At 65.7% G+C, this 23,967-nt stretch carries 22 protein-coding genes and 2 riboswitches; of the genes, 13 read left to right on the plus strand and 9 right to left on the minus strand.

Annotation, left to right across the window (positions count from 1 at the left end):
* Nucleotides 1-278: 278 nt before the first annotated feature.
* Nucleotides 279-602 (minus strand): hypothetical protein, encoded by a 324-nt coding sequence (locus AC5RVN_RS10370; RefSeq protein WP_494137858.1) that lies wholly within the window; start codon nucleotides 600-602, stop codon nucleotides 279-281.
* A gap of 209 nt (nucleotides 603-811) precedes the next feature.
* Between AC5RVN_RS10370 and AC5RVN_RS10375 the strand changes: the two genes are divergently transcribed.
* Together AC5RVN_RS10375 and AC5RVN_RS10380 are read left to right on the plus strand one after the other, a co-directional pair.
* Entirely contained in the window at nucleotides 812-2,455 is a 1,644-nt protein-coding gene (locus AC5RVN_RS10375) for a serine hydrolase (protein WP_494137859.1), read from the plus strand.
* An 89-nt stretch (nucleotides 2,456-2,544) separates the two neighbouring features.
* Nucleotides 2,545-3,315 (plus strand): GOLPH3/VPS74 family protein, encoded by a 771-nt coding sequence (locus AC5RVN_RS10380; RefSeq protein ID WP_494137860.1) that lies wholly within the window; start codon nucleotides 2,545-2,547, stop codon nucleotides 3,313-3,315.
* 4 nt (nucleotides 3,316-3,319) lie between these two features.
* On the opposite strand, the gene AC5RVN_RS10385 is transcribed toward AC5RVN_RS10380, so the two are convergent.
* The 3 genes from AC5RVN_RS10385 to AC5RVN_RS10395 all read right to left on the minus strand — a co-directional run bounded on the left by AC5RVN_RS10385 (nucleotide 3,320) and on the right by AC5RVN_RS10395 (nucleotide 6,123).
* Nucleotides 3,320-4,426: a spore photoproduct lyase family protein gene (locus AC5RVN_RS10385; RefSeq protein ID WP_494042160.1), complete on the minus strand. Its 1,107-nt coding sequence runs from the start codon at nucleotides 4,424-4,426 to the stop codon at nucleotides 3,320-3,322.
* A 109-nt stretch (nucleotides 4,427-4,535) separates the two neighbouring features.
* Complete coding sequence (locus AC5RVN_RS10390) at nucleotides 4,536-5,921, minus strand: dihydrolipoyl dehydrogenase family protein (RefSeq protein WP_494137861.1); 1,386 nt, start codon at nucleotides 5,919-5,921, stop codon at nucleotides 4,536-4,538.
* Between the two features lie 46 nt (nucleotides 5,922-5,967).
* Nucleotides 5,968-6,123 (minus strand): hypothetical protein, encoded by a 156-nt coding sequence (locus AC5RVN_RS10395; RefSeq protein ID WP_494042162.1) that lies wholly within the window; start codon nucleotides 6,121-6,123, stop codon nucleotides 5,968-5,970.
* A gap of 46 nt (nucleotides 6,124-6,169) precedes the next feature.
* On the opposite strand from AC5RVN_RS10395, the gene AC5RVN_RS10400 reads away from it, so the two are divergent.
* The 9 genes from AC5RVN_RS10400 to AC5RVN_RS10440 all read left to right on the plus strand — a co-directional run bounded on the left by AC5RVN_RS10400 (nucleotide 6,170) and on the right by AC5RVN_RS10440 (nucleotide 16,987).
* Nucleotides 6,170-6,733, plus strand: a complete 564-nt coding sequence (locus AC5RVN_RS10400) for a DoxX family protein (RefSeq protein WP_494137862.1) — start codon at nucleotides 6,170-6,172, stop codon at nucleotides 6,731-6,733.
* 172 nt (nucleotides 6,734-6,905) lie between these two features.
* Nucleotides 6,906-7,003, plus strand: a riboswitch (glycine riboswitch).
* A 1-nt stretch (nucleotide 7,004) separates the two neighbouring features.
* A riboswitch (glycine riboswitch) is annotated at nucleotides 7,005-7,111 on the plus strand.
* Between the two features lie 52 nt (nucleotides 7,112-7,163).
* A complete protein-coding gene (gene gcvP, locus AC5RVN_RS10405; protein WP_494137863.1) occupies nucleotides 7,164-10,016 on the plus strand; it encodes an aminomethyl-transferring glycine dehydrogenase in 2,853 nt (950 codons plus the stop codon).
* Nucleotides 10,017-10,026: 10 nt separating this feature from the next.
* Entirely contained in the window at nucleotides 10,027-11,175 is a 1,149-nt protein-coding gene (gene gcvT, locus AC5RVN_RS10410) for a glycine cleavage system aminomethyltransferase GcvT (protein WP_494137864.1), read from the plus strand.
* A 105-nt stretch (nucleotides 11,176-11,280) separates the two neighbouring features.
* Nucleotides 11,281-11,664 (plus strand): glycine cleavage system protein GcvH, encoded by a 384-nt coding sequence (gene gcvH / locus AC5RVN_RS10415; RefSeq protein ID WP_494042166.1) that lies wholly within the window; start codon nucleotides 11,281-11,283, stop codon nucleotides 11,662-11,664.
* A gap of 11 nt (nucleotides 11,665-11,675) precedes the next feature.
* Nucleotides 11,676-12,989, plus strand: a complete 1,314-nt coding sequence (gene glyA, locus AC5RVN_RS10420) for a serine hydroxymethyltransferase (protein ID WP_494137865.1) — start codon at nucleotides 11,676-11,678, stop codon at nucleotides 12,987-12,989.
* Nucleotides 12,990-13,028: 39 nt separating this feature from the next.
* Nucleotides 13,029-14,471, plus strand: a complete 1,443-nt coding sequence (locus tag AC5RVN_RS10425; protein ID WP_494137866.1) for an L-serine ammonia-lyase — start codon at nucleotides 13,029-13,031, stop codon at nucleotides 14,469-14,471.
* A 13-nt stretch (nucleotides 14,472-14,484) separates the two neighbouring features.
* Nucleotides 14,485-15,492 (plus strand): lipoyl synthase, encoded by a 1,008-nt coding sequence (lipA, locus tag AC5RVN_RS10430; RefSeq protein ID WP_494137867.1) that lies wholly within the window; start codon nucleotides 14,485-14,487, stop codon nucleotides 15,490-15,492.
* Between the two features lie 58 nt (nucleotides 15,493-15,550).
* On the plus strand, nucleotides 15,551-16,378 hold the full coding sequence (locus tag AC5RVN_RS10435) for a methylenetetrahydrofolate reductase (protein WP_494137868.1): 828 nt from the start codon (nucleotides 15,551-15,553) through the stop codon (nucleotides 16,376-16,378).
* A gap of 366 nt (nucleotides 16,379-16,744) precedes the next feature.
* Entirely contained in the window at nucleotides 16,745-16,987 is a 243-nt protein-coding gene (locus AC5RVN_RS10440; protein WP_494041358.1) for a hypothetical protein, read from the plus strand.
* A gap of 190 nt (nucleotides 16,988-17,177) precedes the next feature.
* Here the strand turns inward: AC5RVN_RS10440 and AC5RVN_RS10445 are convergent, their stop codons facing one another.
* Complete coding sequence (locus AC5RVN_RS10445; RefSeq protein WP_494105109.1) at nucleotides 17,178-17,600, minus strand: universal stress protein; 423 nt, start codon at nucleotides 17,598-17,600, stop codon at nucleotides 17,178-17,180.
* 139 nt (nucleotides 17,601-17,739) lie between these two features.
* On the opposite strand from AC5RVN_RS10445, the gene AC5RVN_RS10450 reads away from it, so the two are divergent.
* On the plus strand, nucleotides 17,740-18,516 hold the full coding sequence (locus AC5RVN_RS10450) for an oxygenase MpaB family protein (RefSeq protein WP_494137869.1): 777 nt from the start codon (nucleotides 17,740-17,742) through the stop codon (nucleotides 18,514-18,516).
* A gap of 67 nt (nucleotides 18,517-18,583) precedes the next feature.
* Nucleotides 18,584-19,459 carry a phosphatase PAP2 family protein gene (locus AC5RVN_RS10455; protein WP_494137870.1) on the plus strand — a complete coding sequence of 292 codons (876 nt, stop codon included), beginning with the start codon at nucleotides 18,584-18,586 and terminating at the stop codon, nucleotides 19,457-19,459.
* Here the strand turns inward: AC5RVN_RS10455 and AC5RVN_RS10460 are convergent.
* The 4 genes from AC5RVN_RS10460 to AC5RVN_RS10475 form a co-directional block, all read right to left on the minus strand.
* Nucleotides 19,448-20,839 (minus strand): LLM class flavin-dependent oxidoreductase, encoded by a 1,392-nt coding sequence (locus tag AC5RVN_RS10460; protein ID WP_494137871.1) that lies wholly within the window; start codon nucleotides 20,837-20,839, stop codon nucleotides 19,448-19,450. The two genes, AC5RVN_RS10455 and AC5RVN_RS10460, sit on opposite strands and share 12 nt — an antisense overlap.
* Nucleotides 20,840-20,929: 90 nt before the next feature.
* Nucleotides 20,930-21,700, minus strand: a complete 771-nt coding sequence (locus AC5RVN_RS10465) for an ABC transporter ATP-binding protein (protein ID WP_494137872.1) — start codon at nucleotides 21,698-21,700, stop codon at nucleotides 20,930-20,932.
* The gene (locus tag AC5RVN_RS10470; protein WP_494137873.1) at nucleotides 21,676-22,539 is read right to left on the minus strand and encodes an ABC transporter permease; all 864 of its coding nucleotides are present in this window, start codon (nucleotides 22,537-22,539) and stop codon (nucleotides 21,676-21,678) included. The genes AC5RVN_RS10465 and AC5RVN_RS10470 overlap by 25 nt, the downstream gene beginning before the upstream one ends.
* Entirely contained in the window at nucleotides 22,536-23,651 is a 1,116-nt protein-coding gene (locus AC5RVN_RS10475; RefSeq protein WP_494137874.1) for an ABC transporter substrate-binding protein, read from the minus strand. The genes AC5RVN_RS10470 and AC5RVN_RS10475 overlap by 4 nt, the downstream gene beginning before the upstream one ends.
* Nucleotides 23,652-23,967 lie beyond the last annotated feature (316 nt).

A 23,967-nucleotide genomic window follows, 5' to 3' on the forward strand; every position in this document is an offset into this window, starting at 1 on the left:
ACATCGGCGGGCTGAATCCACCTTGTACATTCTTGGCCGCCTCCCATGCTCCTCGCGCTGCCGGGGAAGGAGAATCAGCGGTCCCCGAAGGCACCCGGTACCGGGTTAGGCCTGACCTTACGAGGAGACCGCAGCCGGCACACGAGTGTGGAGTACCTGACATGCCGCCACCGGCTACTTGCCCCACCTCGAACGGAAACATGCCGACGGCAGGAGCGTCCCGCCGTCGTACGCCCGCCACTCTCTCGCTAGCAAGAGAGGACGACTGCAGACAGCGTTCAGGTGCTGAGGTTCCAGTGGACGCGGATGGCTTCTGCCATCGGGCCGGCGGCAACATCCACCCGGAACGCAACCGGCGCGGTCCCTGTCTCTTCGATCACGGCGTCTCGGTACACGCGGCCGCATCTGGGGCACAGGGTGTAAAGGTCCTCGTCCACAGGCCAGGGCGCCAGCTCTGCAGGGACAGGGGTGTCGCCCCCGGCATGGACGGGTATGCCCTGCGAGTTCGCCTGAATCAATCCGTCCTGGCTGACGGTGTTGCCGCAGACGCAGACGATTGTGGTGACATCATGACCGGTCACACTGGCGGTTTCGGTATCCACGATGACCTCCCGATGCTGGAAGGAACCTGTTGGTATCAGCTTAAGCCTGCTGATTCCTGCGCGCGCCCTGAATTGTCCACGCCGCTTAAGGCCTACCCAACTTCCGCTGCATCCATTGCCCGGCCGCAGTGCCGGGTCCACTATTAAGCCTGTCGGGGAGGCTGGGGCCAACTGAAAAGTGCTTACCGCCCTAGGACCAAGGACTCGATATGACTAATGGCTCCGTTTCCCCAAACCGGCGTACGTTGCTCAAAGCGGCCGGAATTGGGGCAGCCAGTGTTGCCTCAATGCCCCTTCTGTCCTCATGCAGCGCCCAACCCGCACGGCGTGCGTCAACGTCGTCGCCGGCGCTTCTCCCGGCCCCGCCGGGACAGGTGGAACCGCTGCTGGACCTGAAGGCAATCACCAACGCGCTGGCCAAGCTCGACGAACAGGCCGACGTCGCCATGGAAAGCACGGGGCTTCCGGGGATGGCAATAGCCGTGGTGTACCGGGACGAGGTGTTGTACTCCAAAGGCTTCGGCGTGCGGGAGGTCGGAAAGCCCGGAAAGATCAGCCCTGACACGGTGTTCCAGTTGGCTTCTGTATCCAAGCCCCTGGCGTCCACAGTGGTGGCAGGGGCGGTGGGGCGCAAGATTGTCAACTGGACCGACCCCGTGATCCAGCACAACAAGGGCTTCTCGCTCAAGGATGACTACGTCACGCGGAACGCCACCTTTGCTGATCTGATGTCCCACCGCAGCGGGTTGAGAACGGGCGCGGGTGACCTGCTGGAGGACCTCGGGTTCGACAGGGCCTACATCCTCAGCCACCTCAACCAGGAGCCCCTTGATACGTTCCGGTCCAGCTACAACTACAGCAACTTCGGCTTCACCGAGGCTGGCCAGGCGGCAGCTGATGCGATGCACATGTCCTGGGAGGATCTGGCCGACGAGATCCTGTTTCGGAAGCTGGGCATGTCCGCCACCAGTTACCGTCACTCGGACTATGAAAAGGCCACAGACAAGGCCATCCTTCACGTGCCGCTCGGAAACAAGGAATGGGCAGCGAGATACCGCCGCAATGCCGACGCCGAGGCTCCCGCCGGTGGGGCAAGTTCGTCGGTGCGGGACCTGGCGCAATGGCTCCGGCTGCAGCTCGGAGACGGCCAATTTGAGGGCAGGCCCATTATTGATCCCGCTGCCCTTCATACAACCCGTGTTCCCCATGCAGTCTCCAACCCCGCGGCTGCTCCGGCCGCCCGCTCCCGTTTTTACGGGCTGGGCTGGAACGTCTCCTACGACGACCAGGCCCGCGTCCAGCTGGGCCACTCCGGGGCTTTCAATCTGGGCGCGGCCACCGCCGTCTCCATGCTGCCCGGCGAGCAACTGGCCATCGTGGCCCTGACCAACGGCCGCCCGCAGGGCATTCCTGAAGCAATCGCCGCCGGTTTCCTCGATACCGCCCAGCACGGATCGCCTACGGTGGACTGGCTGGCCTTCACCGCAAGTATCTTCAAGCAACAGGACGAAGCCGACAAACCTGAAGTGGACTACGCCAAAGTTCCGGCCAACCCCGCTCCCGCCAAAGCGAACAATGCCTACACAGGCACTTACACCAATTCCTACTACGGCCCGCTGGTGGTCCTTGACGACGGCGGGAAGCTGGCCATGCGGATGGGACCGGCCGGCAGCCCCACAACCTTCCCGCTCACCCACTTCGACGGCGACACGTTCAGCTTCGAATCCATCGGCGAGAACGGCAACGGCCTGGCCGGTGCAATCTTCGCAGTGGCAAACGGCGGCCCCGCCCGAAGCGTCACACTGGACTTTTACGACAGGACTGGACTGGGGACTTTCACCCGGGCCGCGTAGGCCAGGGATTCGGACGACGGCGGGACGTCCCGCCGTCGTCCGCTCAAGTCCTCATTGTGGTGGCTGCCCAACTGCGCCACCATGATCCTATGGATGCTGAAACTCCTAAAACAGTGGAACTTAGCCTTCCCCAGGCGTTCCTGCTTCTGGCCACAAACGACTCAAACGGCAGACCTGAAGTGCCGCTGTTCGCGCTTAGGACCACGGTGGCAGGGGCAATATTGGCTGAACTGGACCTGCTCGGCGCGATCGAGCTCCAGGGAAAGCGGGTTAGGGCCACCGGCGCCACCCCGGCAACCGAGTTCGAGCACGAGCTGGAACTGATCCGCGGCAAGTCCCGGCCCCACACTCCCAAGTGGTGGGTGGGCGTGCTGGAGAGCCGCTCCGAAGTGCTGCGTGTCTACGAGGGGCTGGTATCACTGGGCATCGTGGAACATGCCGGTGAAAAGCACCTGGGCAGGTTCCGGGCCGCGCGGTACCCGGAGAAGGACCATGCCCCGGAGGCGGCGCTCCTGGAGAAGATCCGGGCTGCGCTCAGCGGCCCGCCGTCCAGCCTCGAGGTGCCGGACACAGCAGCGGAGGCCGGGGCCCTGAGTGCCGAGGCAGCCGTGGCCGGGTTCGCCGGGTCGGTAGAGGCAGGGTCCAAAGTGCCGAATGCCAAGCCCGTTGCCAAGGGGCCCGACGCCCGGACCATCGTGCTGATCGCCCTGCTTCAGGCGTCCGGGTTGCTCGGCAAGCTCTTCCCCGAGGCAGACAGGATCCGGGCAAGCGAGCTGGCGAAGGACTATTGGCCGTCCCGCGCCGTGGAGGACGAACTTCGCCTGATCAGGCTTGCCGAGGAAGAAGCAGCAACGTTGTGACGGGTCATGTCCAGTAGAGGAGCCGGGCGGCCGGCAGCCGCCGCTCCAGCTCCTCTGTGAACCACCCGCGCATCTCCGTCATGGTCTGCTTCGGGTACACGTACTTGACGCCGCCAAACTTGGATCGCTTCTGGCTCCGCGATTCCTCGTCCATCTCAAGCTTGGTTCCCGGATACCAGCCCAGCAGCACTTCCTTGCTCGCCGGAGTGAAGCGGTGCGTGATGATCTCGGCGGTCAGATCGAGGTCATTGATGCCGGCGACAGCATCGGCGACGCTGTCCAGCAGCGTGCCATACTGCTCCCGCCAGCCAGGTACGGGCATAACAGGGGCAATTGTCAGGCCTACCCGGTAACCCGCCGCTGCCACAGCGCGGAGAGCGGCAAGCCGGGCGGGCATCCGTGCAGTGCCTCCTTCAAACCGGCCCGCTACGTCTGCGGCGTTAACCGAAAACCGGATCCGAGTCCTGCGCCCATGATCGAGGGTTACCAACTCACCGACGTCGTCGAACTTCGTCGTAAACCGCAACTGCACGTCGTCGCCGAATTCCCCCGCCCCGACGCGGGAAATTGCGGCAGCGAGCGACCCCGTCACGCTCTCGATGCCCAGGGGGTCGGTGTAGCAGGACAACTCGAACGTCGTACCCTCGTGGCCACGGTCCAAGGTCCCGCGGGTGACAGAGCCTCTGCCGGCGTGGGTGCGTATTCCGCCCAGCACATCGTCAATGTTCGCGTACACGCGGGTCACGGGAGGACCCTGCAGGGATCCGGCCAGGTAACAGTACTGGCAGTGGGCGGGGCAACCCTTGGCGAGGTCGATGCGCCAGTCAGCGCTCGGCGGGATTGGCTGCGGTTTGAGGACGCTGGGCGGGGCCACGACCACCGCAAGCGTGTTCTTCGCGGACGCGTACGTTTCGCGCTCACTGGCACCGCGCAGCCCTGTCAAGGCGTTCCCTGGCAGGAACCGGACATCGTCAACACCGGCACGCTCGCAGCGCCGAAGGATGTCAGCTGTGTGGGGCAGGTCTGCTGCGGCCCTCGTGATCAGCACGTGTTTGGGAACCCATAAACGGGTGGGAGAAAGTGTGGTCAGGTCCGATTCCTGAAGAGTCATCATTGCCTTTAACAACAATGATGATGGTGCGGTTGTTCCACGTATTTTCCCCGGAATACCCTAAAGGCGAGGTAAGAGTCCGTGGAAAACTACGACGAATTTAGTCCGCTCACCAGGACTCTTTCGTTGCTCCCCGCACCACCTGCCGTGCCGCGCGACCGATTATTGAGCTGTACGTCGGGTAGGCAAACTTCACGCGTGCAAGGGTGGCCACGTCTGTGCCGGCGGCCATTGCGGACGCAACTGCCTGGATGACCTCGACTGCGTTCTCGCCAACCGCGTGTGCGCCGAGTATCAGCTCCCGGTGCCGGTCCGTAACCAGTTTCAGAAACCCCTGCTCCCGGTCATCGATGATGGGACGTTCCACCGACGCATAGGGAACGACGACGACGGCGCACTCCGCGTCGCGTTCCCTGGCCTTCGCCTCGGTGAGGCCCACTCCGGCGTAGTCCGGGTCCGTGAACCCGCCCTCCGGCAGCAGGTGGTGCGGCGTGGTCCGGCGCGCTCCCAGGACGGCATTCTCTGCGGCAGTCTCACCCTCAAAGACAGCGGCCTGTACCAGCATGGACGTCCCGTTCGCGTCTCCGGCAACAAAAATGTGCGGGACGTTGGAGCGAAGGTAGTTGTCCACCGGGATAGCTCCCCTCCCAGCGGCGACGCCTGCCGCCTCCAGACCGAGGCCGTCAATATTCGCCGGCCAGCCGGCAGCCATGATCACTGCATCCACCTGTGCCGACTGCGCGCCGTCCCCGCCCTGCCAGCGGATTTCCAGGCCTCCGCCGTCGTGCTTCTCAATGCCATCCACACCACGGATGCCGACATCCACGTTCACGCCGCGGTCACGGAAGCCTTCCGTGACCGCCATGGAGACGTCATCGTCCTCGGTGGTGAGGATGCGCGGTGCGAGGTCCAAAAGGGTAACGTGCGATCCAAGGGCATCGAAGATCGTGGCCAGCTGCGCACCGGTGTGGCCGCCGCCGATAATTGCGACGGAGCTGGGAAGTTCAGGAAGGTCCAAGACTTCGTGAGGCAGCACGGCGTGCTCCGCGCCCGGGATGGGCAGCCTCCGGGCACTTCCGCCCACACACAGGATGACCGAAGCAGCGGTAACCGGGCGCCCGCCGATCAACATTTCCTGCGGCCCGCTGAACGCTGCATCCCCTTGAAGGAACGTGATGTCCAGTTGCCGCATGGCCTCGTTGTACGCTTTGGCGTCAAGTACGCGGTCCACGGTTGATCGCACCCGCCGGACCAGCTGCGGCCAGTCCACCGCAGGCTCGTGGACCACAATTCCGTAGTCCCGGGCGGTGCGCACTTCCCTGTACAACCGCGCAGTCTTCGCCAGCACCCGCGTGGGCACGCAACCTGAGTTCACGCAAGTGCCGCCCAGCCGGGCACGCTCAACAACGGCGGTACGCGCACCGAGCTCCGCTGCCCGTGTTGCGGCAGCCATGCCCGCCGGTCCGGCTCCGACTACCAGGACATCAAAATCCATAACGCCTCCCTTGGCACCCATCCTGCCCCATGCGGCACGCACTTCGTCAGGGGGAACGCAGATCGGCCTGGCGCTCGCCGTCGTCGATCTGCTTGTCCTGGCCTTCTGGGCGGGTCACGTGCTCGGCAGAAGAACGCACTCCAAGGAGCAGGAACTTCTTCGCAGAAAATTGGAGGGGTGCAGTGGTGGCTTTCTGCGTCAAAATGGCAAGGTACAGCACCGGCACAGCCAACCCAAGGAGGAGTCTGATGAGCCACGTAACAACCAGTCCTGAGGCAGCAGCCGCGGCGCAAAGCCTTTTCCGGGTTGCGCTTGGAGGTGTTCTTATTGCTCACGGATCCCAAAAACTCTTTGGGTGGTTCGGCGGGGGAGGGCTCGAAGGTACCAGCAAGGGCATGCACGCCATGGGTTTCCGTCCCGCAAAACCCAGCGCAATCCTCGCCGGTGTAGGTGAAGCTGGAGCAGGTGTTGCCTTGGCCCTGGGCCTGGCTACCCCTGCCGCCGGCGCCGCCGCTGCAACCACGATGGGTGTGGCTGCAAGCGTTCACGCGCCGAACGGCTTTTTTGCCACTGAGGGCGGCCTGGAGTACCCGGCGGTGCTGGGTTTGGCGGCAGTGGCGTTCACTATCGGTGGTTCCGGCCCCTTCTCCCTGGACGCACTAACCGGTCACGTGCTGGACCGGCCCTGGATGCGCGCCACCGCCCTGGCTGTGATCCCCGCAGCCATGGGCATCCAGATTTACCGCCGGCGCAAGGCCCTGGCAGCCGACGCGCAGGCGCCGACTGTAGCTACCGCGCCGGAAGAAGGCTGACGGAAGCCGGCGCGCCGCGACTGTCAACGGCGGGGGACATCCCGCTGTCGTCCACTTGCGATGGGCGGCCGGGTAAGGGACAGAATTCCCGAACCATCGGACGGTAATTTTGCATCCCGCGCCCTAACACGGTAACGTGTGAGCCGTGTCACCGAACAGTGGCATGTGCTGATGATCTGCGGCGGGAGAGTCCTGCCGGTACGTTCTGCAGGCGCCGTAGGAGCAAATCCTCCCCAGGAATCTCTCAGGCCCACGTACCGCCGCGGCAAGGCAACTCTGGAAAGCAGTCCGGGCAACCGGGCTCACCGACGGTGCAAGTGGCGCTCTGCAAAACGCAGGGCAACGCAAAACTCTCAGGTCCGATACAGAGCGGGGAGGAACCCGAATCAACGTGGAGCTTAGGCGCCACCTGAATTATGGAGTTCCTCTCATGACGGTTCATTCGTCCCCTACCACCTTCGCAGACCGCCATATCGGCGCGCGCCGCCAGTCCGACATCGACACCATGCTCAAGGCCGTTGGCTACGACAGCGTTGATGGCCTCGTTGACAGTGCGGTCCCAGATTCCATCCGCCAGGACACGCCGCTCACCCTCGAAAGCGCCTTGAGCGAAGTCCAGGTCCTCGCCGAGCTCCGCAAGCTTGCGGGCAAGAACAAGATGGCCGTGCAGATGATCGGCCAGGGCTACTACGACACCGTGACTCCGCCGGTGATCCGCCGCAACATCCTCGAAGCACCCGCCTGGTACACCGCCTACACGCCGTACCAGCCCGAGATCTCCCAGGGCCGGCTCGAGGCGCTGCTGAACTTCCAGACCATGGTCCAGGACCTCACCGCACTCCCGGTGGCCAACGCCTCCCTCCTCGACGAGGCAACCGCAGTCGCCGAAGCAGTCCTCCTGATGCGTAGGGCCAACAAGTCCAAGACGGCCAAGGATGGCAAAACTGTCCTCGACGCCGACCTCCTCCCGCAGACCATCGCCATCGTGCTGGGCCGCGCCGAAGCCCTCGGCTTCGAGGTGGAAATCGCCGACCTCACGGACGGCCTGCCCGACGGCGACATCAACGGCGTGGTCCTCCAGCAGCCCGGCGTCTCCGGCCGCGTCTGGGACCAGTCCGCCGTCATCGCCGAGGCGAAAGACCGCGGCGCGCTGGTCACCGTCGCCGCCGACCTCCTGGCCCTCACCCTCATCACCCCGCCGGGCGAGCAGGGCGCGGACATCGCCGTCGGCTCCACCCAGCGCCTGGGCGTCCCGCTGTTCTTCGGCGGTCCGCACGCAGCCTACATGGCCGTCCGCCAGGGCATGGAGCGCACCCTTCCGGGCCGCATCGTCGGTGTGTCCAAGGACGACGCCGGTGTCCCCGCCTACCGCCTGGCCCTCCAGACCCGCGAGCAGCACATCCGCCGCGAGAAGGCCACCTCCAACATCTGCACCGCGCAGGCGCTGCTGGCTATCGTTTCGTCGTTCTACGCCGTCTACCACGGCCCCGACGGACTGAAGGCCATCGCCGAAACCGTCCACAACAACGCCCGCGCCCTGGCCACCACGCTGAAGATTGCCGGCCGCGAACTGGTGTCCGAGAGCTTCTTCGACACCGTCACCGTCCGCGTGCCCGGCAAGGCCGCCAAGGTGATCACCGCCGCCGAAGCCCGCGGCATCAACCTGCGCCTCATGGATGCGGACACAGTTGGCGTGTCAGTCGATGAAACCACGACGCCGGAGGTGCTCTCCGCGGTTGCTGTCGCCTTTGGCGCCGGTCCGGTTGTGGAGGCGTCCGGGTTCGAACTGCCCGAACCGGTGCTGCGCACCTCCACCTACCTGCAGCACCCGGTGTTCAACACCCACCGCTCTGAAACACAGCTGCTGCGTTACATCCGCCGGCTCTCGGACCGGGACCTGGCGCTGGACCGCACCATGATCCCGCTGGGCTCCTGCACCATGAAGCTGAACGCCACGGCCGAGATGGAAGCTATCTCCTGGCCGGAGTTCGCCTCCATCCACCCGTTCGCTCCGGATTCCCAGACCGAGGGCTGGCGTGAGCTGATTTCCGGGCTTGAAGCGGATCTTGCGGAGATCACCGGGTACGACCAGGTGTCCATCCAGCCGAACGCCGGCTCCCAGGGTGAGCTCGCGGGCCTGCTTGCCATCCGGGGCTACCACCACTCCCGCGGCGAGGCCCAGCGCAATGTCTGCCTGATCCCGGCGTCAGCCCACGGCACCAACGCCGCGTCCGCCGTCCTCGCCGGCATGAAGGTGGTTGTGGTGGCCACCGCAGCCGACGGCACCATCGACCACGCCGACCTGGAAGCCAAGATTGAGGCCCACAGGGACGTCCTTTCGGCCATCATGATCACCTACCCGTCCACCCACGGCGTATACGATTCCGATGTTCGCGAAGTCTGCGACGCCGTCCACGCCGCCGGCGGCCAGGTGTACGTTGACGGTGCAAACCTGAACGCTTTGGTTGGCCTCGCACAGCCGGGCAAGTTCGGGGGCGACGTCTCCCACCTGAACCTGCACAAGACCTTCTGCATTCCGCACGGCGGCGGCGGCCCCGGCGTCGGCCCGGTTGCAGCCAAGGCGCACCTGGCGCCGTTCATGCCGGGTGACGCGAACAAGGCAGCGCACGAGGAGGGGCACGGCGTCGCAATCTCCGCTTCGCGCTTCGGCTCCGCGGGCGTGCTCCCGATCTCCTGGGCCTACGTGAAGCTGATGGGCGGGCAGGGCCTCACCGAGGCAACCAAGTCCGCGCTGCTCGCCGCGAACTACGTGGCGGCACGCCTAAACGAGCACTTCCCCGTCCTCTACACGGGTACCAGCGGGCTGGTTGCCCACGAGTGCATCCTGGACCTGCGCGAGCTCACGGCCAAGACCGGCGTCACCGCCGAGGACGTGGCCAAGCGCCTCATCGACTTCGGCTTCCACGCCCCCACGCTGTCCTTCCCCGTGGCCGGCACCCTGATGGTGGAGCCCACCGAGTCCGAGGACCTCGCGGAGATCGACCGGTTCATCGAAGCCATGATCATCATCCGCAAGGAAATCGACCAGGTGGCTGCCGGTGACTTCACTGTGGAGAAGTCCCCGCTGCGCAACGCACCCCACACGGCAGCCGCCGTCGTCTCCTCCGAATGGAACCGGACCTACCCGCGTGAGCAGGCTGCATTCCCCCTGGCCTCGCTCCGGCAGGACAAGTACTTCCCGCCGGTGGGCCGCATCGACGGCGCAGCAGGGGACCGCAACCTGGTCTGCTCCTGCCCACCACTTTCAGAGTTTGAGAACTAAGGAATTTGTGATGACGGAGAACTACACCGCGCTGTACGAGCAGCACAAGATTGCCGGGGCATCCTTCACCGATTTCGGTGGCTGGCAGATGCCCCTGAAGTACAGCTCCGAACTGGCTGAGCACCACTCCGTGCGCAACGCCGCCGGCCTGTTCGATCTCTCCCACATGGGTGAGGTCTGGGTCACCGGCCCCGACGCAGGAGCCTTCCTGGACTACGCCCTGGTTGGCAAGCTGTCCGCCGTGGCTGTGGGCAAGGCCAAGTACACGCTGATCTGCCAGGAAAACGGCGGCATCATCGATGACCTCATCACGTACCGCCTTCCCGCGGCTGCGGACGGAACAGCGAAGTACCTCGTGGTTCCCAACGCGGGCAACGCCAAAGCAGTGGCCGCGGCCCTGGCCGAGCGGGCTGCCAACTTTGATGTCACCGTCGAGGACGTCAGCGCGGAGACCTCGCTGGTCGCTGTGCAGGGACCGAACGCGGCGGCCATTTTGCTGGCACTGGTTCCGACTGAGCAGCACCCGCTGGTGACGGAACTGAAGTACTACGCGGCCGTTGAGGTAGGCATCGCGGTCAACGGTACTGTCCAGGAGCTGCTGCTGGCCCGCACCGGCTACACCGGCGAGGACGGCTTCGAAATCTATATCCCCAACGAGGATGCACCCGGACTGTGGAACGCCCTGCTGGAGGTCGGCGCCGGGCACGGCCTTATCCCCGCTGGCTTGGCCTGCCGAGATTCGCTCCGCCTGGAAGCCGGCATGCCGCTGTACGGCAACGAACTCTCCCGCGAGGGCAACCCCTACGCCGCCGGCCTGGGCCCCGTTGTTTCGCTGGCCAAGGAATCGGACTTCATCGGCAGGGCCGTGCTGGCCGAACTCAATGCACTGGGCGCCGGTTCCACGTCCGGCCGCAGGCTCGTGGGGCTCAAAGGTTTGGGCCGCCGCGCCGGCCGCAGCCACTACCCGGTCCTCAAGGACGGCAACGTCGTGGGCGAGGTGACCTCCGGCCAGCCAAGCCCCACTTTGGGGTACCCGATCGCCCTGGCCTACGTCGACGTCGAACACTCCAACCCCGGCACCGCCCTGGAGATTGACCTCCGCGGCAAGCCGGAGCCGTTCGAGGTAGTGCCGCTCCCGTTCTACAAGCGCCAGCAGTAGCGACGCTCTCTCACTTGATGCGCGTTCTGTCCCAACGCCCACTCACTTGATGCGCCTTTTGGCCTGACGCTCTCTCACTTGACACACCTACCTAAGGAAACACACATGGCAAAAGTTGTTGCTGAACTGAAGTACTCCGCCGAGCACGAGTGGGTTGCTGCTGACGGATCCGGCCCTGCCAACATTGGTATTTCGGCCGTCGCAGCCGAAGCGCTGGGCGACATCGTCTACGTGGACCTGCCCGAGGTGGGCTCCACGGTGACCGCGGGGGAGACCTGCGGCGAGGTTGAATCCACCAAGTCCGTCTCGGACCTTTATGCGCCTGTCACCGGCGAGGTGGTGGAGACCAACGACGAAGTGGTTTCCGACCCCGCCCTGATCAACAACGATCCGTACGGCGCCGGCTGGCTCTTCAAGGTAGCCGTGACCGAAGAGGGTCCGCTGCTGTCCGCTGAAGAGTACGCTGCAGCAAACGGCGGCGAGCTGTGAGCGGCGCGGGCATGACGGCCACGGCAGCTTTCGAGCAGGTGGTCTCCCCGTCCCTGGACGCGGACTTGTCCGCCCTGGATCCTGAGATCGCAGCGAAGATCGACGACGAACTGACCCGCCAGCGTGACGGCCTGGAGATGATCGCGTCGGAGAACCACACCGCCGTCGCCGTCATGCAGGCGCAGGGTTCGGTGCTGACCAATAAGTACGCCGAAGGCTACCCAGGCAAGCGCTACTACGGCGGCTGCGAGCACGTGGACGTTATTGAACAGCTCGCCATCGACAGGATCAAGGCATTGTTCGGCGCGGAGTTCGCCAATGTGCAGCCGCACTCCGGTGCGCAGGCCAACGCCTCGGTGATGCACGCGCTGATCAAGCCGGGCGACACCATCATGGGCCTGAACCTTGCCCACGGCGGACACCTCACGCACGGCATGAAGATCAACTTCTCCGGCAAGCTCTACAACGTGGTGCCCTACGGCGTCCGCGAGGACACCCACACCGTTGACATGGCCGAGGTGGAGCGCCTGGCCCAGGAGCACAGGCCCGCGCTGATCGTGGCCGGCTGGTCCGCCTACGCCCGGCAGCTGGACTTCGCCGAATTCCGCCGCATCGCCGACTCCGTAGGCGCCTACCTGATGGTGGACATGGCCCACTTCGCCGGGCTTGTGGCCGCGGGACTGCACCCCTCACCGGTGCCGCACGCGCACGTCACCACGTCCACCACGCACAAAACCCTCGCAGGCCCACGCGGCGGCATCATCCTGAGCAACGACGCCGACATCGCCAAGAAGATCAACTCGGCTGTGTTCCCGGGCCAGCAGGGCGGTCCGCTGGAACACGTCATCGCCGGCAAGGCCGTAGCGTTCAAGATCGCCGCGTCCGACGAGTTCAAGGAACGGCAGGAACGCGTCCTGGCCGGCGCCCGGATCCTGGCCGAGCGCCTGGTCCAGCCGGACGTCACCGCCAAGGGCATCAGCGTGGTTTCCGGCGGCACTGATGTGCACCTGGTCCTGGTGGACCTGCGCAACTGCGAGCTTGACGGCCAGCAGGCCGAGGACCGCCTTGCGGCCATCGATATCACCGTCAACCGCAACGCCGTCCCGTTCGACCCGCGCCCGCCCATGGTCACCTCCGGCCTCCGCATCGGCACCCCCGCCCTTGCCACCCGGGGCTTCGGCGAAGCTGCCTTCCGCGAGGTTGCGGACATCATCGCCGAGGCTTTGACGGCCGACGCCGGCACGGACCTTTCGGGGTTGCGCGCACGTGTGGAGGCCCTTGCCGCCGCCCACCCGCTGTACCCAGGCATCACCAACCTCGCCTAACCCACACCGACCTGCGTCTTTTAGTTAGGAACCAAGCACATGGCTGTTGGCGTTTTTGATCTCTTCTCCATCGGTATTGGCCCCTCCAGCTCGCATACCGTGGGGCCGATGCGGGCCGCCGCCGTGTTCGCGGAGGAGCTCAAGGGCCTCGGCAAGCTGGCGGAGGTGGCGTCGTTGCGGGTTGACCTGTATGGGTCGCTCGCGGCGACGGGCCATGGGCATGGGACGATGACGGCGATCCTGCTGGGGCTGGAGGGGTTCCATCCGGAGCTGATCCTGCCCGATGAGGTGGAGGAGCGGCTGGCGGCCATTGCAGAGACGGGGATGCTGCAGTTGGCTGGTGCGGTGGCCCTGCCGTATGGAGTGAAGGACATGGTGCTGCGGCCGTTGACCGTCCTGCCGCGGCACACCAACGGGATGACGTTCACCGTGTCCGACGCCGGCGGCAACGTCCTGCATACGGCGACGTTCTTTTCGGTGGGCGGCGGGTTCATTGTCCGGGAGGGTGAGGAGGACGCGGCGCGGCAGGAGCTGGAGGAGTCCAAGAAGGAGCTGCCGTTGCCGTTCCGGACCGCTGCGGAGCTGTTGGAGCATTGCCGGGAGACCGGCCTGGGTATCAGTGATGTGATGCGGGTGAACGAGGAGGACAGCCGTTCGGAGGAGGAGATCCGGGCGGGCCTGTTGCATATCTATTCGGTGATGGAGGGCTGCGTGGCGACGTCCTTGAAGCGTGAGGGTGTGCTGCCCGGGGGGTTGAAGGTCCGCCGCCGGGCCCCTGACTGGTATGACCGGCTGCGGAAGGAAAGTGCCCGCCCGGCCGGGGAGGGCCAGGACGGTGAGGTCCAGGAGGGGGAGTTCCATGACCCGAAGTATTGGCAGGAGTGGGTGAACTTGATTGCCCTGGCGGTGAATGAGGAGAACGCCTCCGGCGGCCGGGTGGTCACCGCGCCTACGAACGGTGCGGCGGGGATCATCCCGGCGGTGCTGTACTACGCGCTGCATTTTGCGCCGGGGATGGAGAACGCCAGCCAGGAGGACCGTGAGGATGTGGTGGTGAAGTTCCTGCTGGCTGCCGGTGCTGTCGGGGTGCTGTACAAGGAGCAGGCTTCGATCTCGGGGGCTGAGGTGGGGTGTCAGGGCGAGGTGGGTTCGGCGTCGTCGATGGCCGCGGCGGGCCTGGCTGAGGTGATGGGTGGTACCCCGGCGCAGGTGGAGAACGCGGCCGAGATCGCGATGGAGCATAACCTGGGCCTGACGTGTGATCCGATTGGCGGGCTGGTGCAGGTGCCCTGCATTGAGCGGAACGCGATCGCCGCTGCGAAGGCGATCAACGCGGCGAAGATGGCGCTCTGGGGTGACGGCTCCCACCGGGTGTCCCTGGATGAGGTCATTGTGACCATGCGCGAGACCGGCAAGGACATGAGCTCCAAATACAAGGAAACGGCCATGGGCGGACTCGCCGTCAACGTGGTGGAATGCTGAAGAAAGAAGAACAATGACATTGGCACCTGAAGGCCGGAAGATGCTGCGGATCGAGCAGCGCAACTCGGCTGTCCCGGTGGAGCGGAAGCCGGAGTGGATCAAGGCCAAGGTCCAGATGGGCCCGGAGTTCGTGGGCCTGAAGAACTTGGTGAAGAAGGAAGGCCTGCACACGGTGTGCGAGGAGGCCGGCTGCCCCAACATCTTTGAGTGCTGGGAGGACAAGGAAGCCACGTTCCTGATCGGCGGCTCTGAATGCACGCGGCGGTGTGATTTCTGCCAGATCGATACCGGCAAACCGTCCCCGGTGGACCGGTTCGAACCCACCAAGGTCGCCCGGTCCGTGCAGTCGATGCAGCTGCGCTACGCCACCGTCACCGGCGTGGCCCGCGATGACCTCGAGGACGAGGGCGTGTGGCTGTACGCCGAAACGGTCCGCAAGATCCACGAGCTGAACCCCGGCACCGGCGTCGAACTGCTGATCCCGGACTTCTCGGGCAAACCCGAGCACATCGCCGCGATCTGCGATTCCCGGCCGGAGGTGTTCGCGCACAACGTCGAGACCGTGCCGCGGATTTTCAAGCGGATCCGGCCCGCGTTCCGCTACGAGCGGTCCCTTGATGTGATCACGCAGGGCCGGAACCTGGGCATGGTGACCAAGTCCAACCTGATCTTGGGCATGGGCGAAACCCGCGAGGAAATCTCCGAAGCCCTCCGGGACCTGCACGAGGCCGGCTGTGACCTGATCACCATCACCCAGTACCTGCGCCCGAGTGAGCGGCACCTGCCGGTGGACCGCTGGGTCAAGCCGCAGGAATTCGTGGACCTCCAAAACGAGGCCACCGAGATCGGCTTCCTCGGCGTCATGTCCGGACCCCTGGTCCGTTCCTCCTACCGGGCCGGCCGGCTCTGGGCCACCGCGATGCGGAAGAAAGGCTGGGAAATCCCCGCCGAACTGGCCCACATTGAGTCCTCCGGCACCACCCGCCAGGAAGCCAGCTCACTCCTGGCCGCCACAGCCTAAGTGTCCCCGCAGGCAGCCCAAACCTGCCGCCCGGCGCCCTGATGTTGAAAGAGGACCAATGACGTTCCCCGTCAGAATCGAAATCATCCCTGCCCAGGGAATCATTGAGCGGGTCCAGGCGCTGGTGCCCAGGACCACCCCGCTCAGCGTGACCTGCCTGCCGCACCATGGCATCGAGCGCACCATGCGCGCCGCCGTGGAGCTGTCCGATGCCGGCTTCAAGGTTATCCCGCACCTCGCCGCCCGCGGCATCCGCACCCGTGCCGAACTGACCGAGATTGTCCGCGGCTGCGACGCGGCCGGCATCCGCGAAGTCTTCGTTATCGGGGGAGACCGGAAACAGCCCGCCGGGATTTATGACTCGGCCCTTCCGGTCCTCAAGGACATCACACAGTACAGCAGCGGGATGATGCGGGCGGGTGTTGCCGGCTACCCGGAAGGCCACCCGTCAATCAGCCCCGTGGACCTGCTGGACGGCCTTTTGGCGAAGCAGCACCTGGCCTCCCACATCGTCACCCAGATGTGCTTCGCCGCAGAAAAGATCCATGACTTCGCGGCGCTGCTGCGCCGCGAAGGCGTCCACCTGCCCGTCTGGGCGGGCGTGGCCGGCTCCGTCCCGCGGACCAGGCTCGTGGCACTGTCCACGCAAATCGGCGTCGGAAGTTCCCTGAAGTTCCTCAGCCGCAAGGGCCCTCTGGCCCGCAAACTCCTGAGCGGCGACCGCTACTCGCCGGACAGCCTGATTGCCGGCCTGGCAACCCAGCCCGGCGACATCGCCGGGATCCATCTTTACAGCTTCAACAGCCTTGACTCCCAGCCCGCGGGCTTCCGGTCGGAGCTGGGGCAGGACATGGACACTGAAGCGTCGGTCCGTCATTGGGAGTGAGGTTGACGGGGTGAAGAAATGATGGAAAACCCGTCCCGGCTTGATCATCTGGCTGGCAATGGACGGCTGGCAGAAACCCCGGATGTTCCTCAAGGAGGACTATGTACAAGTGGAAGTCGCGGCATAAGGCGCCACAGGCTCGAAGCAGACGGCGCCTGCGGCTGGAAGCGTGGGCGGTAGGTGCCACCTTCCTTGTCCTGATTACGGTCACCGTTGCGCAGTCGCTGTCCTTCGCGCCCTGAGGCGACGCGGACGGGGACCCCGACACAAAGGAAGCGCACGACGGGCGGGAGGTTCCGCCGTCGTCCGCCTTGCCTTAAGCGGTTGGCACATTGACCGCCCGCCGGTAACCGGCAACGATGAGGTATGACTGACTTCGCTGATACCGCCGGTGCCCCTTTTGATGACGATGACAGCGTGGAGGAGGTTGATGGCGTGGAAACTGCGGAAAGCATCGCAGAAGAGGTCAAAGACGAGATCCGCCTGGGCCACGTCCAGGACGACGTAAGCCATGTGCTCGAGGAGCGGTTCGATGAGGCCGGCATCGAGCTTCGGCCCGAAGCCGTGGACGAGCTCGCCGAGGAAATCGAAAAGGACGTCTCGAGCTAGCCAATTTTGCGGGCTGTGCGGGCCTGAAACGGCAGGGAACAACCTGGATTAGTGCGCTGGCCGTGTTGGGCGCATGGCTTTTCGAAGTCATACCGGTGATCCAGGTGGCCCGCACTTGACTTGCTGGAAAACGGAAGCGGGCGACGGCGGGTGGAAACCCGCCGTCGCCCGTCCTCGCTTGGATAAGCTGCTAGTCCTCGTAGGTGTTGGCGATGTAAACATCGCAGGGGGCGTTGTGCGCCACGCTGTTGGCGACGCTGCCGAGGAGCCGGCCAATGCCGCGCATTCTGCGGTTGCCCACCACGATCACCCGCGCGTCGAGGCGGATGGCTTCCTTAATCAGGGCATCAGCCGGTTTGCCCCGGGCAGCGGAGTGCGTGATTTCCAGCCCTTGCGCTGAATTGCCCAGGGCCTTCGCGACGTGTTCGGCGCTGTCGGCGTTCGAGACCCTGACCGTGTCCGAGCCGCTGCCGAAGGTCTCGGCGTTCTCCGTCTCGAAAGCGGTCACCACATGAAGCGACGCACCCAGCGAGGCTGCCAGGTCCCGGGCAGCCTCCGCCGCCTTCCTGGCCGACTCGCTGCCGTCCACTCCTACAACGACTACTCCGCTCATCTTTGCTCCTTCGTCCCTTGTTGCGGCTTACGTTTCCCTGGCCAGTCTAGAGAACTTGAGGCTGAAGACCCTACGGCAGGACTTCAGGTTCGGCCTCAGCACCGTCGTCCAGTGTCCGCCCCTCCGGTAGCCTGTTGGGATGGCGCGTGGAGTGACGGATTTGGGCGCAGAGGGCATCCTGCTGGCCGGAGCAGGCCGTGCCATCCTGCTGCAGCTCGCTGACCCTGCGGTGGGCAGGGGCGTTGCCGAGCACAGCAGCTTCACGGACCGTCCCATCGACAGGCTGACGGGCACACTCACGTACGTCTACGCAGTTGTGTACGGCACGGACGACCAGCTCAAAGAGGTCCGCCGCCGGGTGAACCGGGCCCACGTTCCTGTGCGCCGGGCGGCTGATGAAGATTCCCCGGGCTACAACGCCTACAACGCCGAGCTGCAGCTGTGGGTGACGGCGACGCTTTACGACACTGCCCACACCATCATCGAGAAAATCTACGGACCGCTTGACGACGAATCCGCCGATGCGATGTACCGTGACTACGCAAAAATCGGCACGGCCCTGCAGCTTCCGGAGCGGATGTGGCCAAAGGACCGGGCAGCGTTCCGCCGCTACTGGGATGAGCGCATCCGCACACTGCGCGCCGATGAAAACGCCGTGCGGGTGGGCCGCGGCCTCCTCTACCCGGAGCGCGCGGCTCGCTGGCACCGCGCGGGCATGCCGGCCGCCAGGTTCCTCACGGCCGGGCTCCTTCCGCACCAGCTGCGCCAGGACTTTGGACTGCCCTGGAGCGACCGCCACGAGCGCCGCTTCCACCGCACCATGCACGTCCTGGCCCTGACCTACCCGAAGCTGCCGCAGGGCATCCGGCACTGGTTCAAGAACTACTGCTTGAACCAGTTGGCAACCCAGCAATAGATAAGCCCTCCAAGCAAGATAAGCTTGCTTACTAAATTCGGGTAAGCGGCAGGAGGGCTCAGGAAACATGGTTGCAGCGAAGGATCTGCCGGAAGCCGGGGTGAGCGGCGAAGTTCAGCAGGACCGCTTTGTGGGCGGACAGGACCTCACCCGGTGGAATACCAAACCTGGCCGGCTCCTGGCCTCCACGGTTCAGCGGATCAGCGCACTTTTGGGTTCGCATGCCGCATTGGTCCTCATACTTTCCGCCGGGGCGGCCCTGGCCGTTGCGCTGGCCGCCGTGTTCGCTGAGGTGTATGAATCCGTAGTCGAGGCCGACGGCGTCGCGGGACTGGATCATCCGGTCCTGGACAGTGCCAAAACACTGCGGTCCCCGGCCCTGGACGCTATTATCACCGGCTACACGGACGTCGGCGGGACGGTGGGCATGCCCGTGCTGGCGCTGGCCATCATGATCGGGCTGGCGTTGAAGCGGCGGTCCGTGACACCTGTCATCCTGATGCTGGTTGCCGGGCTGGGGTCCCTTCTGATGACCATCGCCGGCAAGGAGCTGGTGGGCCGCACCAGGCCGGACCTTGCCGACGCGGTTCCGCCGTACGAATACTCGGCGTCATTCCCCAGCGGCCACTCATTGAATTCGGTGGTGATCGCCGGAATCGTGGCGTACCTGATCATCCTCCGCCTCAAGTCCGCCCGCGCCCGTGTCCTGACCGGCGTGGCAGCAGGCATCTTCGCGCTCACCATGGGGCTGAGCCGTGTCTACCTCGGGCACCACTGGCTCACCGATGTCCTGGGCGCCTGGGCGCTCGGAGCGGCCTGGCTGGCACTGGTCATCACCGCCCACCGCCTCTACCTCACCAGCCGGGTGCACCAGCCTGATCTGCCGGTTCAGCGGGAGGGCAGGACGGCGGCGCCCGGTAGCGTTGGTGCCTCAGAACGCTGATCCGATCGAGGCGAGCTGGGGCGCACGGTCGCCGGCAAAAGGGTTCTCGGGGCGCGCCAGGCCGTAGTGCTCCCGCAGCGTGTGGCCGGAGTATTCGGTGCGGAACAGCCCCCGCTCCTGCAGTATGGGCACCACCTGGTCCACGAACGTCTCAAGCCCTGAAGGCAGCACCGGCGGCATGATGTTGAAGCCGTCCGCAGCGCCGCCGTCGAACCATTCCTGGATGGCGTCCGCCACCTGGATGGGGGTTCCGGTGAACGTCCGGTGCCCGCGGCCACCGCCCAACCGGCCAATCAGCTGGCGGACCGTGAGCTGCTCCCGGCGGGCGAGCTGGACAATCAGGGTGTAGCGGCTCTTGGCACCCTCGATCTCGTCCTCGCTGGGCAGGTTATCCGGCAACCGGCGGTCCAGCGGCAGGTCCTCCGGGTCAACGCGCAGGGTCTTGGCGAGCTGGATCCGCGCGTACTCGGGCTTGATCAGCCGGTCCAGCTCCTTTTCCAGTTCCAGGGCCTCCTCCTCCGTGGCGCCGATGACCGGCACGATCCCGGGCAGGATCTTGATGGTTTCCGGATCGCGGCCGGCAGCAGCGGTGCGCGCCTTGAGGTCCCGGTAGAACTCCTGCGCGTCCACGAGGGTCTGGTGCGCGGTGAAGACGGCGTCCGCGTACTGTGCCGCGAGGTCCTTGCCGTCCTCGGAGGAGCCGGCCTGCACGATCAGCGGATGCCCTTGCGGGGAGCGGGGCACATTCAACGGCCCGCGAACTTTGAAGTGCCTGCCCTCGTGGTCGATCACGCGGATCTTCCCGGCGTCACCCCAGACGCCCTCCGACTTGTCCGCGAGCACGGCGTCGTCCTGCCAGCTGTCCCACAGCTTCCGGGCCACCTCAATGAACTCGGCGGCACGCTCGTACCGCACCGCATGGGCAGGCTGATCGTCCACGCCGAAGTTGCGGGCCGCATCCGGTCCCGCGGTGGTCACCACGTTCCAGCCCGCACGGCCGCCGCTGACCCAGTCCACGGAAGCAAAGCGGCGTGCCAGGTTGAAGGGATCGTTATAGGTGGTGGAGGCGGTGGCAATCAGTCCGATGTGCTCGGTGGCGCCCGCGATGGCGGTGAGCAGCACCGTGGGCTCGAGCTTGCCTGCCGGGCGGCGGCCCACCTCGCCGAAGAGCACTGGCGAGTCGGCGAAGAAGATGGAGTCCAGCTTGCCCCGCTCAGCGGTGCGGGCCAGCTGTTTGTAGTGCTCCACGTTGGTGCTGGAATGCGGGTCGCTCTCCGGAAGCCGCCACGACGCCTCGTGGTGGCCAGTGCTCATCAGGAAGGCGTTGAGGTGGAGCCGGCGCTGCTTGGACGGGATGGAGGAAGGGTCTGCGGAAGTCATGAAGTGCTCCTGTGTCAGGCTGTGCGGATGGGAATGTGCAGGGTGTTGGCAGCTCAACCACCGGGTTGGGCATACCGGCGGGGGAACGGGTCAGCGGCCGGCGGCAGGTTCGACGCCGAGATCGGCCAGGAGGTCCCGGCGCAGGGCTTCGTGGCCGGCGGCATCCACGGCTGTTCGGATTTTGAGTGCAACAGTGCGGACGGTGGCGACGCGGCCGCTGTCCAGCACCACGATCCGGTCAGCGAGCGCGATTGCTTCGTCCACATCATGGGTGACCAGCAGGACCGCCGGCCGGTGCGCGGCCACCAGATCCTGGAGCAGTCCGTGCATCCTGATCCGGGTGAGGGCGTCGAGGGCGCCGAACGGTTCGTCCGCCAGGAGCAGTTGCGGTTCGCGGACCAGTGAACGCGCCAGTGCGACGCGTTGTTGTTCACCGCCGGACAGTTCGTGCGGCCAGGACTTTTCCCGGCCGGCGAGCCCCACTTCGGCGAGGGCCCTGCGTGCCCGGGTCCCGGCGTCGTGCTCCCGTAGACCCAGGGTGACGTTGCCCAGCACCGTATCCCAGGGCAGTAGCCGGGAATCCTGGAACACTACGGACACGCGTTCGGGAACGCTGATGACACCGCTGCCGCGGACGTCGTGGTCCAGCCCGGCCAGTGCCCGGAGCAACGTGCTTTTGCCGCAGCCGCTGGGGCCCAGGAGGGCCACAAACTCGCCCGGGGCGATGTCCAGGTCCACGCCGTTCAGGACGCCTTTGGGTCCGAAGCTGCGGATCAGGTTCCGGACGGAGACTGCGCCGGCGGCGGAAGGTGCTGTAGCGGGAGGAGCGACGGCGGTCAGCCCGCCAGGGTGCGCTGCCATGAGAGGGCCTTTCGTTCGATGAAGCGGACGGCGCCGTCGGAGAGCAAGCCGAGGATGCCGTAGACGGCGAGTCCGAGGACGATGATGTTGGTTTGGCCATAGGTGCGGGCGAGCTCCATCATGTAGCCGATGCCGCTGGTGGCGTTGATTTGCTCCACCACCACCAGGGACACCCAGGCGCCGGTGACCGCGAAGCGCAGCCCCAGGAAGAAGCCGGGCAGGGCGCCGGGGAGGACCACTTTGCGGATGAAGGCCGCGCGGCTCAGCCCCACCGTTTGGGCAAGCTCCACGTAACGCAGGTCAATCCCGCGCAGCCCGGCATGCGTCTGAAGGTAGATGGGGACGAACACGCCGAGGGTGATGGTGAGGACCTTCATGGTCTCGTCAATGCCGAACCACAGGATGAGCAGCGGAATCAGGGCGAGGCCGGGGATGGCGCGCTTGATCTGCACCGGCCCGTCGATAAGCGCCTCGCCCACACGGCTCAGCCCGGCGAGGAGGGCCAGCACCGTGCCCGTGACGATGCCGAGAAAGAGCCCCAGTCCGGCTCGTTGGGCCGAGATGGCGAGGTTTTCCTGCAGGCGGCCGTCGGCGAGGAGTTCACCGGCCGTGGCCACGACGGTCCAGGGCTCGGACAGGACCCTGGGGTCCAGCAGCCCTGTCGCGGAAGAAACGGTCCAAAGTACCAACAAAGCTGACGGGCCGAGCAGCCATGCCAGCGGTGGTCGTCGTCCCGGCCCCAGCCGGCGGCCCGTAGGCCGTACGTCGGGACGTGCGGTGAGCGCCGGATCCAGGTGGGGTTCGACGGCTGGACGTTCCAGGACAGAGGCGGCGCTCACGCGGTGCCTCCTTTGGCGGCCGCGGCAAAGGCCGTACCGGCGATGGCCTCGTAGCGGTTGTCGTAAAGGTCCGCGGCCTTGAGCTGCGGCTTCTTCTGTTCCCGGGACAGCAGGTCGATGGTCTGCTGGTGCCGTTCGATCGCTTCGGCCCAGGCAGTGGGGAGGTCCCGCTTGCCGGCGGCGTCGATCAGGTACTGGCCGTCCTCCCGGGAGAGGCCCTGGTCCTTGACGTAGTAGCCTTCCAGCCATTGCCCGGGGTGGTCCTCAATCCAGCGCTGGGCCTTGCCCCACGCTTCGACGTACTTGGCCAGGGCTGCGGCCTTGGCGGGGTCGGCCAGGACCTTTGCGGGGGAGTACAGGTGCCCCGGATCATCGCGCAGCCCGTGGCGCAGGGTGGTGCCGCCGTCGGCCTTGTACTTGGCGAGGTAGCGCTTGATCTGCACCCCGCCCAACGGGGCGGCATCCACCTGCTTGCTGGACAGCGCCGACGAGTACGCGTCGCCGTTGCTGGGCAGCTCCACAAGCTTGACGTCCTCCTGCTCCAGCCCGGCCTCTTCAAGGATCCGCAGGACCAGGGCGCCCTGGGCCTGGCCCGGGCTGTAGGCGACCTTTCTGCCGCGCAGCTCCTCCAGTGTGGTGATGCCGGCCCCGGGGGCGATGCCAAGTTCGTACAGCGGGTGGTTCACGGCGTCCTGCCGGTAGGCGCTGGCAATGATGCGTACGTCCAGGCCGGTCCAGGTGGCATGGATCGGCGGAATGTCGGCCACCGAACCGACGTCCAGCGCGTTGGCCCGAAAGGCCTCCGTGGTCTGGGGCCCGCCGGAGATGTTGGCGAATTCCACGTTGATGCCCTCCAGCTCCTTGATGAGGCCGGACAGTTCCAGTGCCACCTTGATGCTGGGATCGCCTACGGTGATGGTGGTCCCGGCCGGCACGGAGGAGGCCAGCGGGGCGAAGGACGCGGGGCTGGCTTGGTTGCCGGCGGTTGCCGCGCCGCCGCACGCCGTCAGCAGGTTGACGGCGGGAATCGCCAGGAGTGCGCCCAGTGCGCTTCGCCTGGTGAAGGATGGGCGGGAGTGGTGCTGTGGCGGGAAGGACGCTTCGTAGGTCATGGTGGGCCTTTCGGGACGGGGTGAGGAGAGTATCCGGGCACGGTGGATCGACCCGGGACGCGGGAAGGTGCGGTAAAGAAGAAGAAAAGTACCGGCGTCGGACGATGTGGGTGGTGTTCAAGCGGCCTGATCGTTGCCGGTGATTCACCTAAACACGCCTCTCGCCGCCTTGGCCAGCACTGCTTAACGGAAGCTCAACGGGAGGAAACGGCGCTACTTATTGCGCCATTCCGTGGTCAACGCGGGCAACGCAGCGCCACGATCCGCAACTCGGGTTAATGTGACTGGAAGGGGAAATGTGATTGATGGGAGAAGC

The organism is Arthrobacter sp. sptzw32, assembly GCF_059089735.1.

Bases quoted from the DNA above. Each gene is read 5' to 3' on its own strand.
- AC5RVN_RS10465 (WP_494137872.1), bottom strand. From the start codon at position 21,700: ATGGCAGCGCACCCTGGCGGGCTGACCGCCGTCGCTCCTCCCGCTACA.
- AC5RVN_RS10435 (WP_494137868.1), top strand. From the start codon at position 15,551: ATGACGTTCCCCGTCAGAATCGAAATCATCCCTGCCCAGGGAATCATT.
- gcvT (WP_494137864.1), top strand. From the start codon at position 10,027: ATGACGGAGAACTACACCGCGCTGTACGAGCAGCACAAGATTGCCGGG.
- AC5RVN_RS10440 (WP_494041358.1), top strand. From the start codon at position 16,745: ATGACTGACTTCGCTGATACCGCCGGTGCCCCTTTTGATGACGATGAC.
- gcvP (WP_494137863.1), top strand. From the start codon at position 7,164: ATGACGGTTCATTCGTCCCCTACCACCTTCGCAGACCGCCATATCGGC.
- AC5RVN_RS10375 (WP_494137859.1), top strand. From the start codon at position 812: ATGACTAATGGCTCCGTTTCCCCAAACCGGCGTACGTTGCTCAAAGCG.
- gcvH (WP_494042166.1), top strand. From the start codon at position 11,281: ATGGCAAAAGTTGTTGCTGAACTGAAGTACTCCGCCGAGCACGAGTGG.
- AC5RVN_RS10455 (WP_494137870.1), top strand. From the start codon at position 18,584: ATGGTTGCAGCGAAGGATCTGCCGGAAGCCGGGGTGAGCGGCGAAGTT.
- AC5RVN_RS10450 (WP_494137869.1), top strand. From the start codon at position 17,740: ATGGCGCGTGGAGTGACGGATTTGGGCGCAGAGGGCATCCTGCTGGCC.
- lipA (WP_494137867.1), top strand. From the start codon at position 14,485: ATGACATTGGCACCTGAAGGCCGGAAGATGCTGCGGATCGAGCAGCGC.
- AC5RVN_RS10385 (WP_494042160.1), bottom strand. From the start codon at position 4,426: ATGACTCTTCAGGAATCGGACCTGACCACACTTTCTCCCACCCGTTTA.
- AC5RVN_RS10400 (WP_494137862.1), top strand. From the start codon at position 6,170: ATGAGCCACGTAACAACCAGTCCTGAGGCAGCAGCCGCGGCGCAAAGC.
- AC5RVN_RS10380 (WP_494137860.1), top strand. From the start codon at position 2,545: ATGGATGCTGAAACTCCTAAAACAGTGGAACTTAGCCTTCCCCAGGCG.
- AC5RVN_RS10390 (WP_494137861.1), bottom strand. From the start codon at position 5,921: ATGGATTTTGATGTCCTGGTAGTCGGAGCCGGACCGGCGGGCATGGCT.
- AC5RVN_RS10445 (WP_494105109.1), bottom strand. From the start codon at position 17,600: ATGAGCGGAGTAGTCGTTGTAGGAGTGGACGGCAGCGAGTCGGCCAGG.
- glyA (WP_494137865.1), top strand. From the start codon at position 11,676: ATGACGGCCACGGCAGCTTTCGAGCAGGTGGTCTCCCCGTCCCTGGAC.
- AC5RVN_RS10425 (WP_494137866.1), top strand. From the start codon at position 13,029: ATGGCTGTTGGCGTTTTTGATCTCTTCTCCATCGGTATTGGCCCCTCC.
- AC5RVN_RS10460 (WP_494137871.1), bottom strand. From the start codon at position 20,839: ATGACTTCCGCAGACCCTTCCTCCATCCCGTCCAAGCAGCGCCGGCTC.
- AC5RVN_RS10475 (WP_494137874.1), bottom strand. From the start codon at position 23,651: ATGACCTACGAAGCGTCCTTCCCGCCACAGCACCACTCCCGCCCATCC.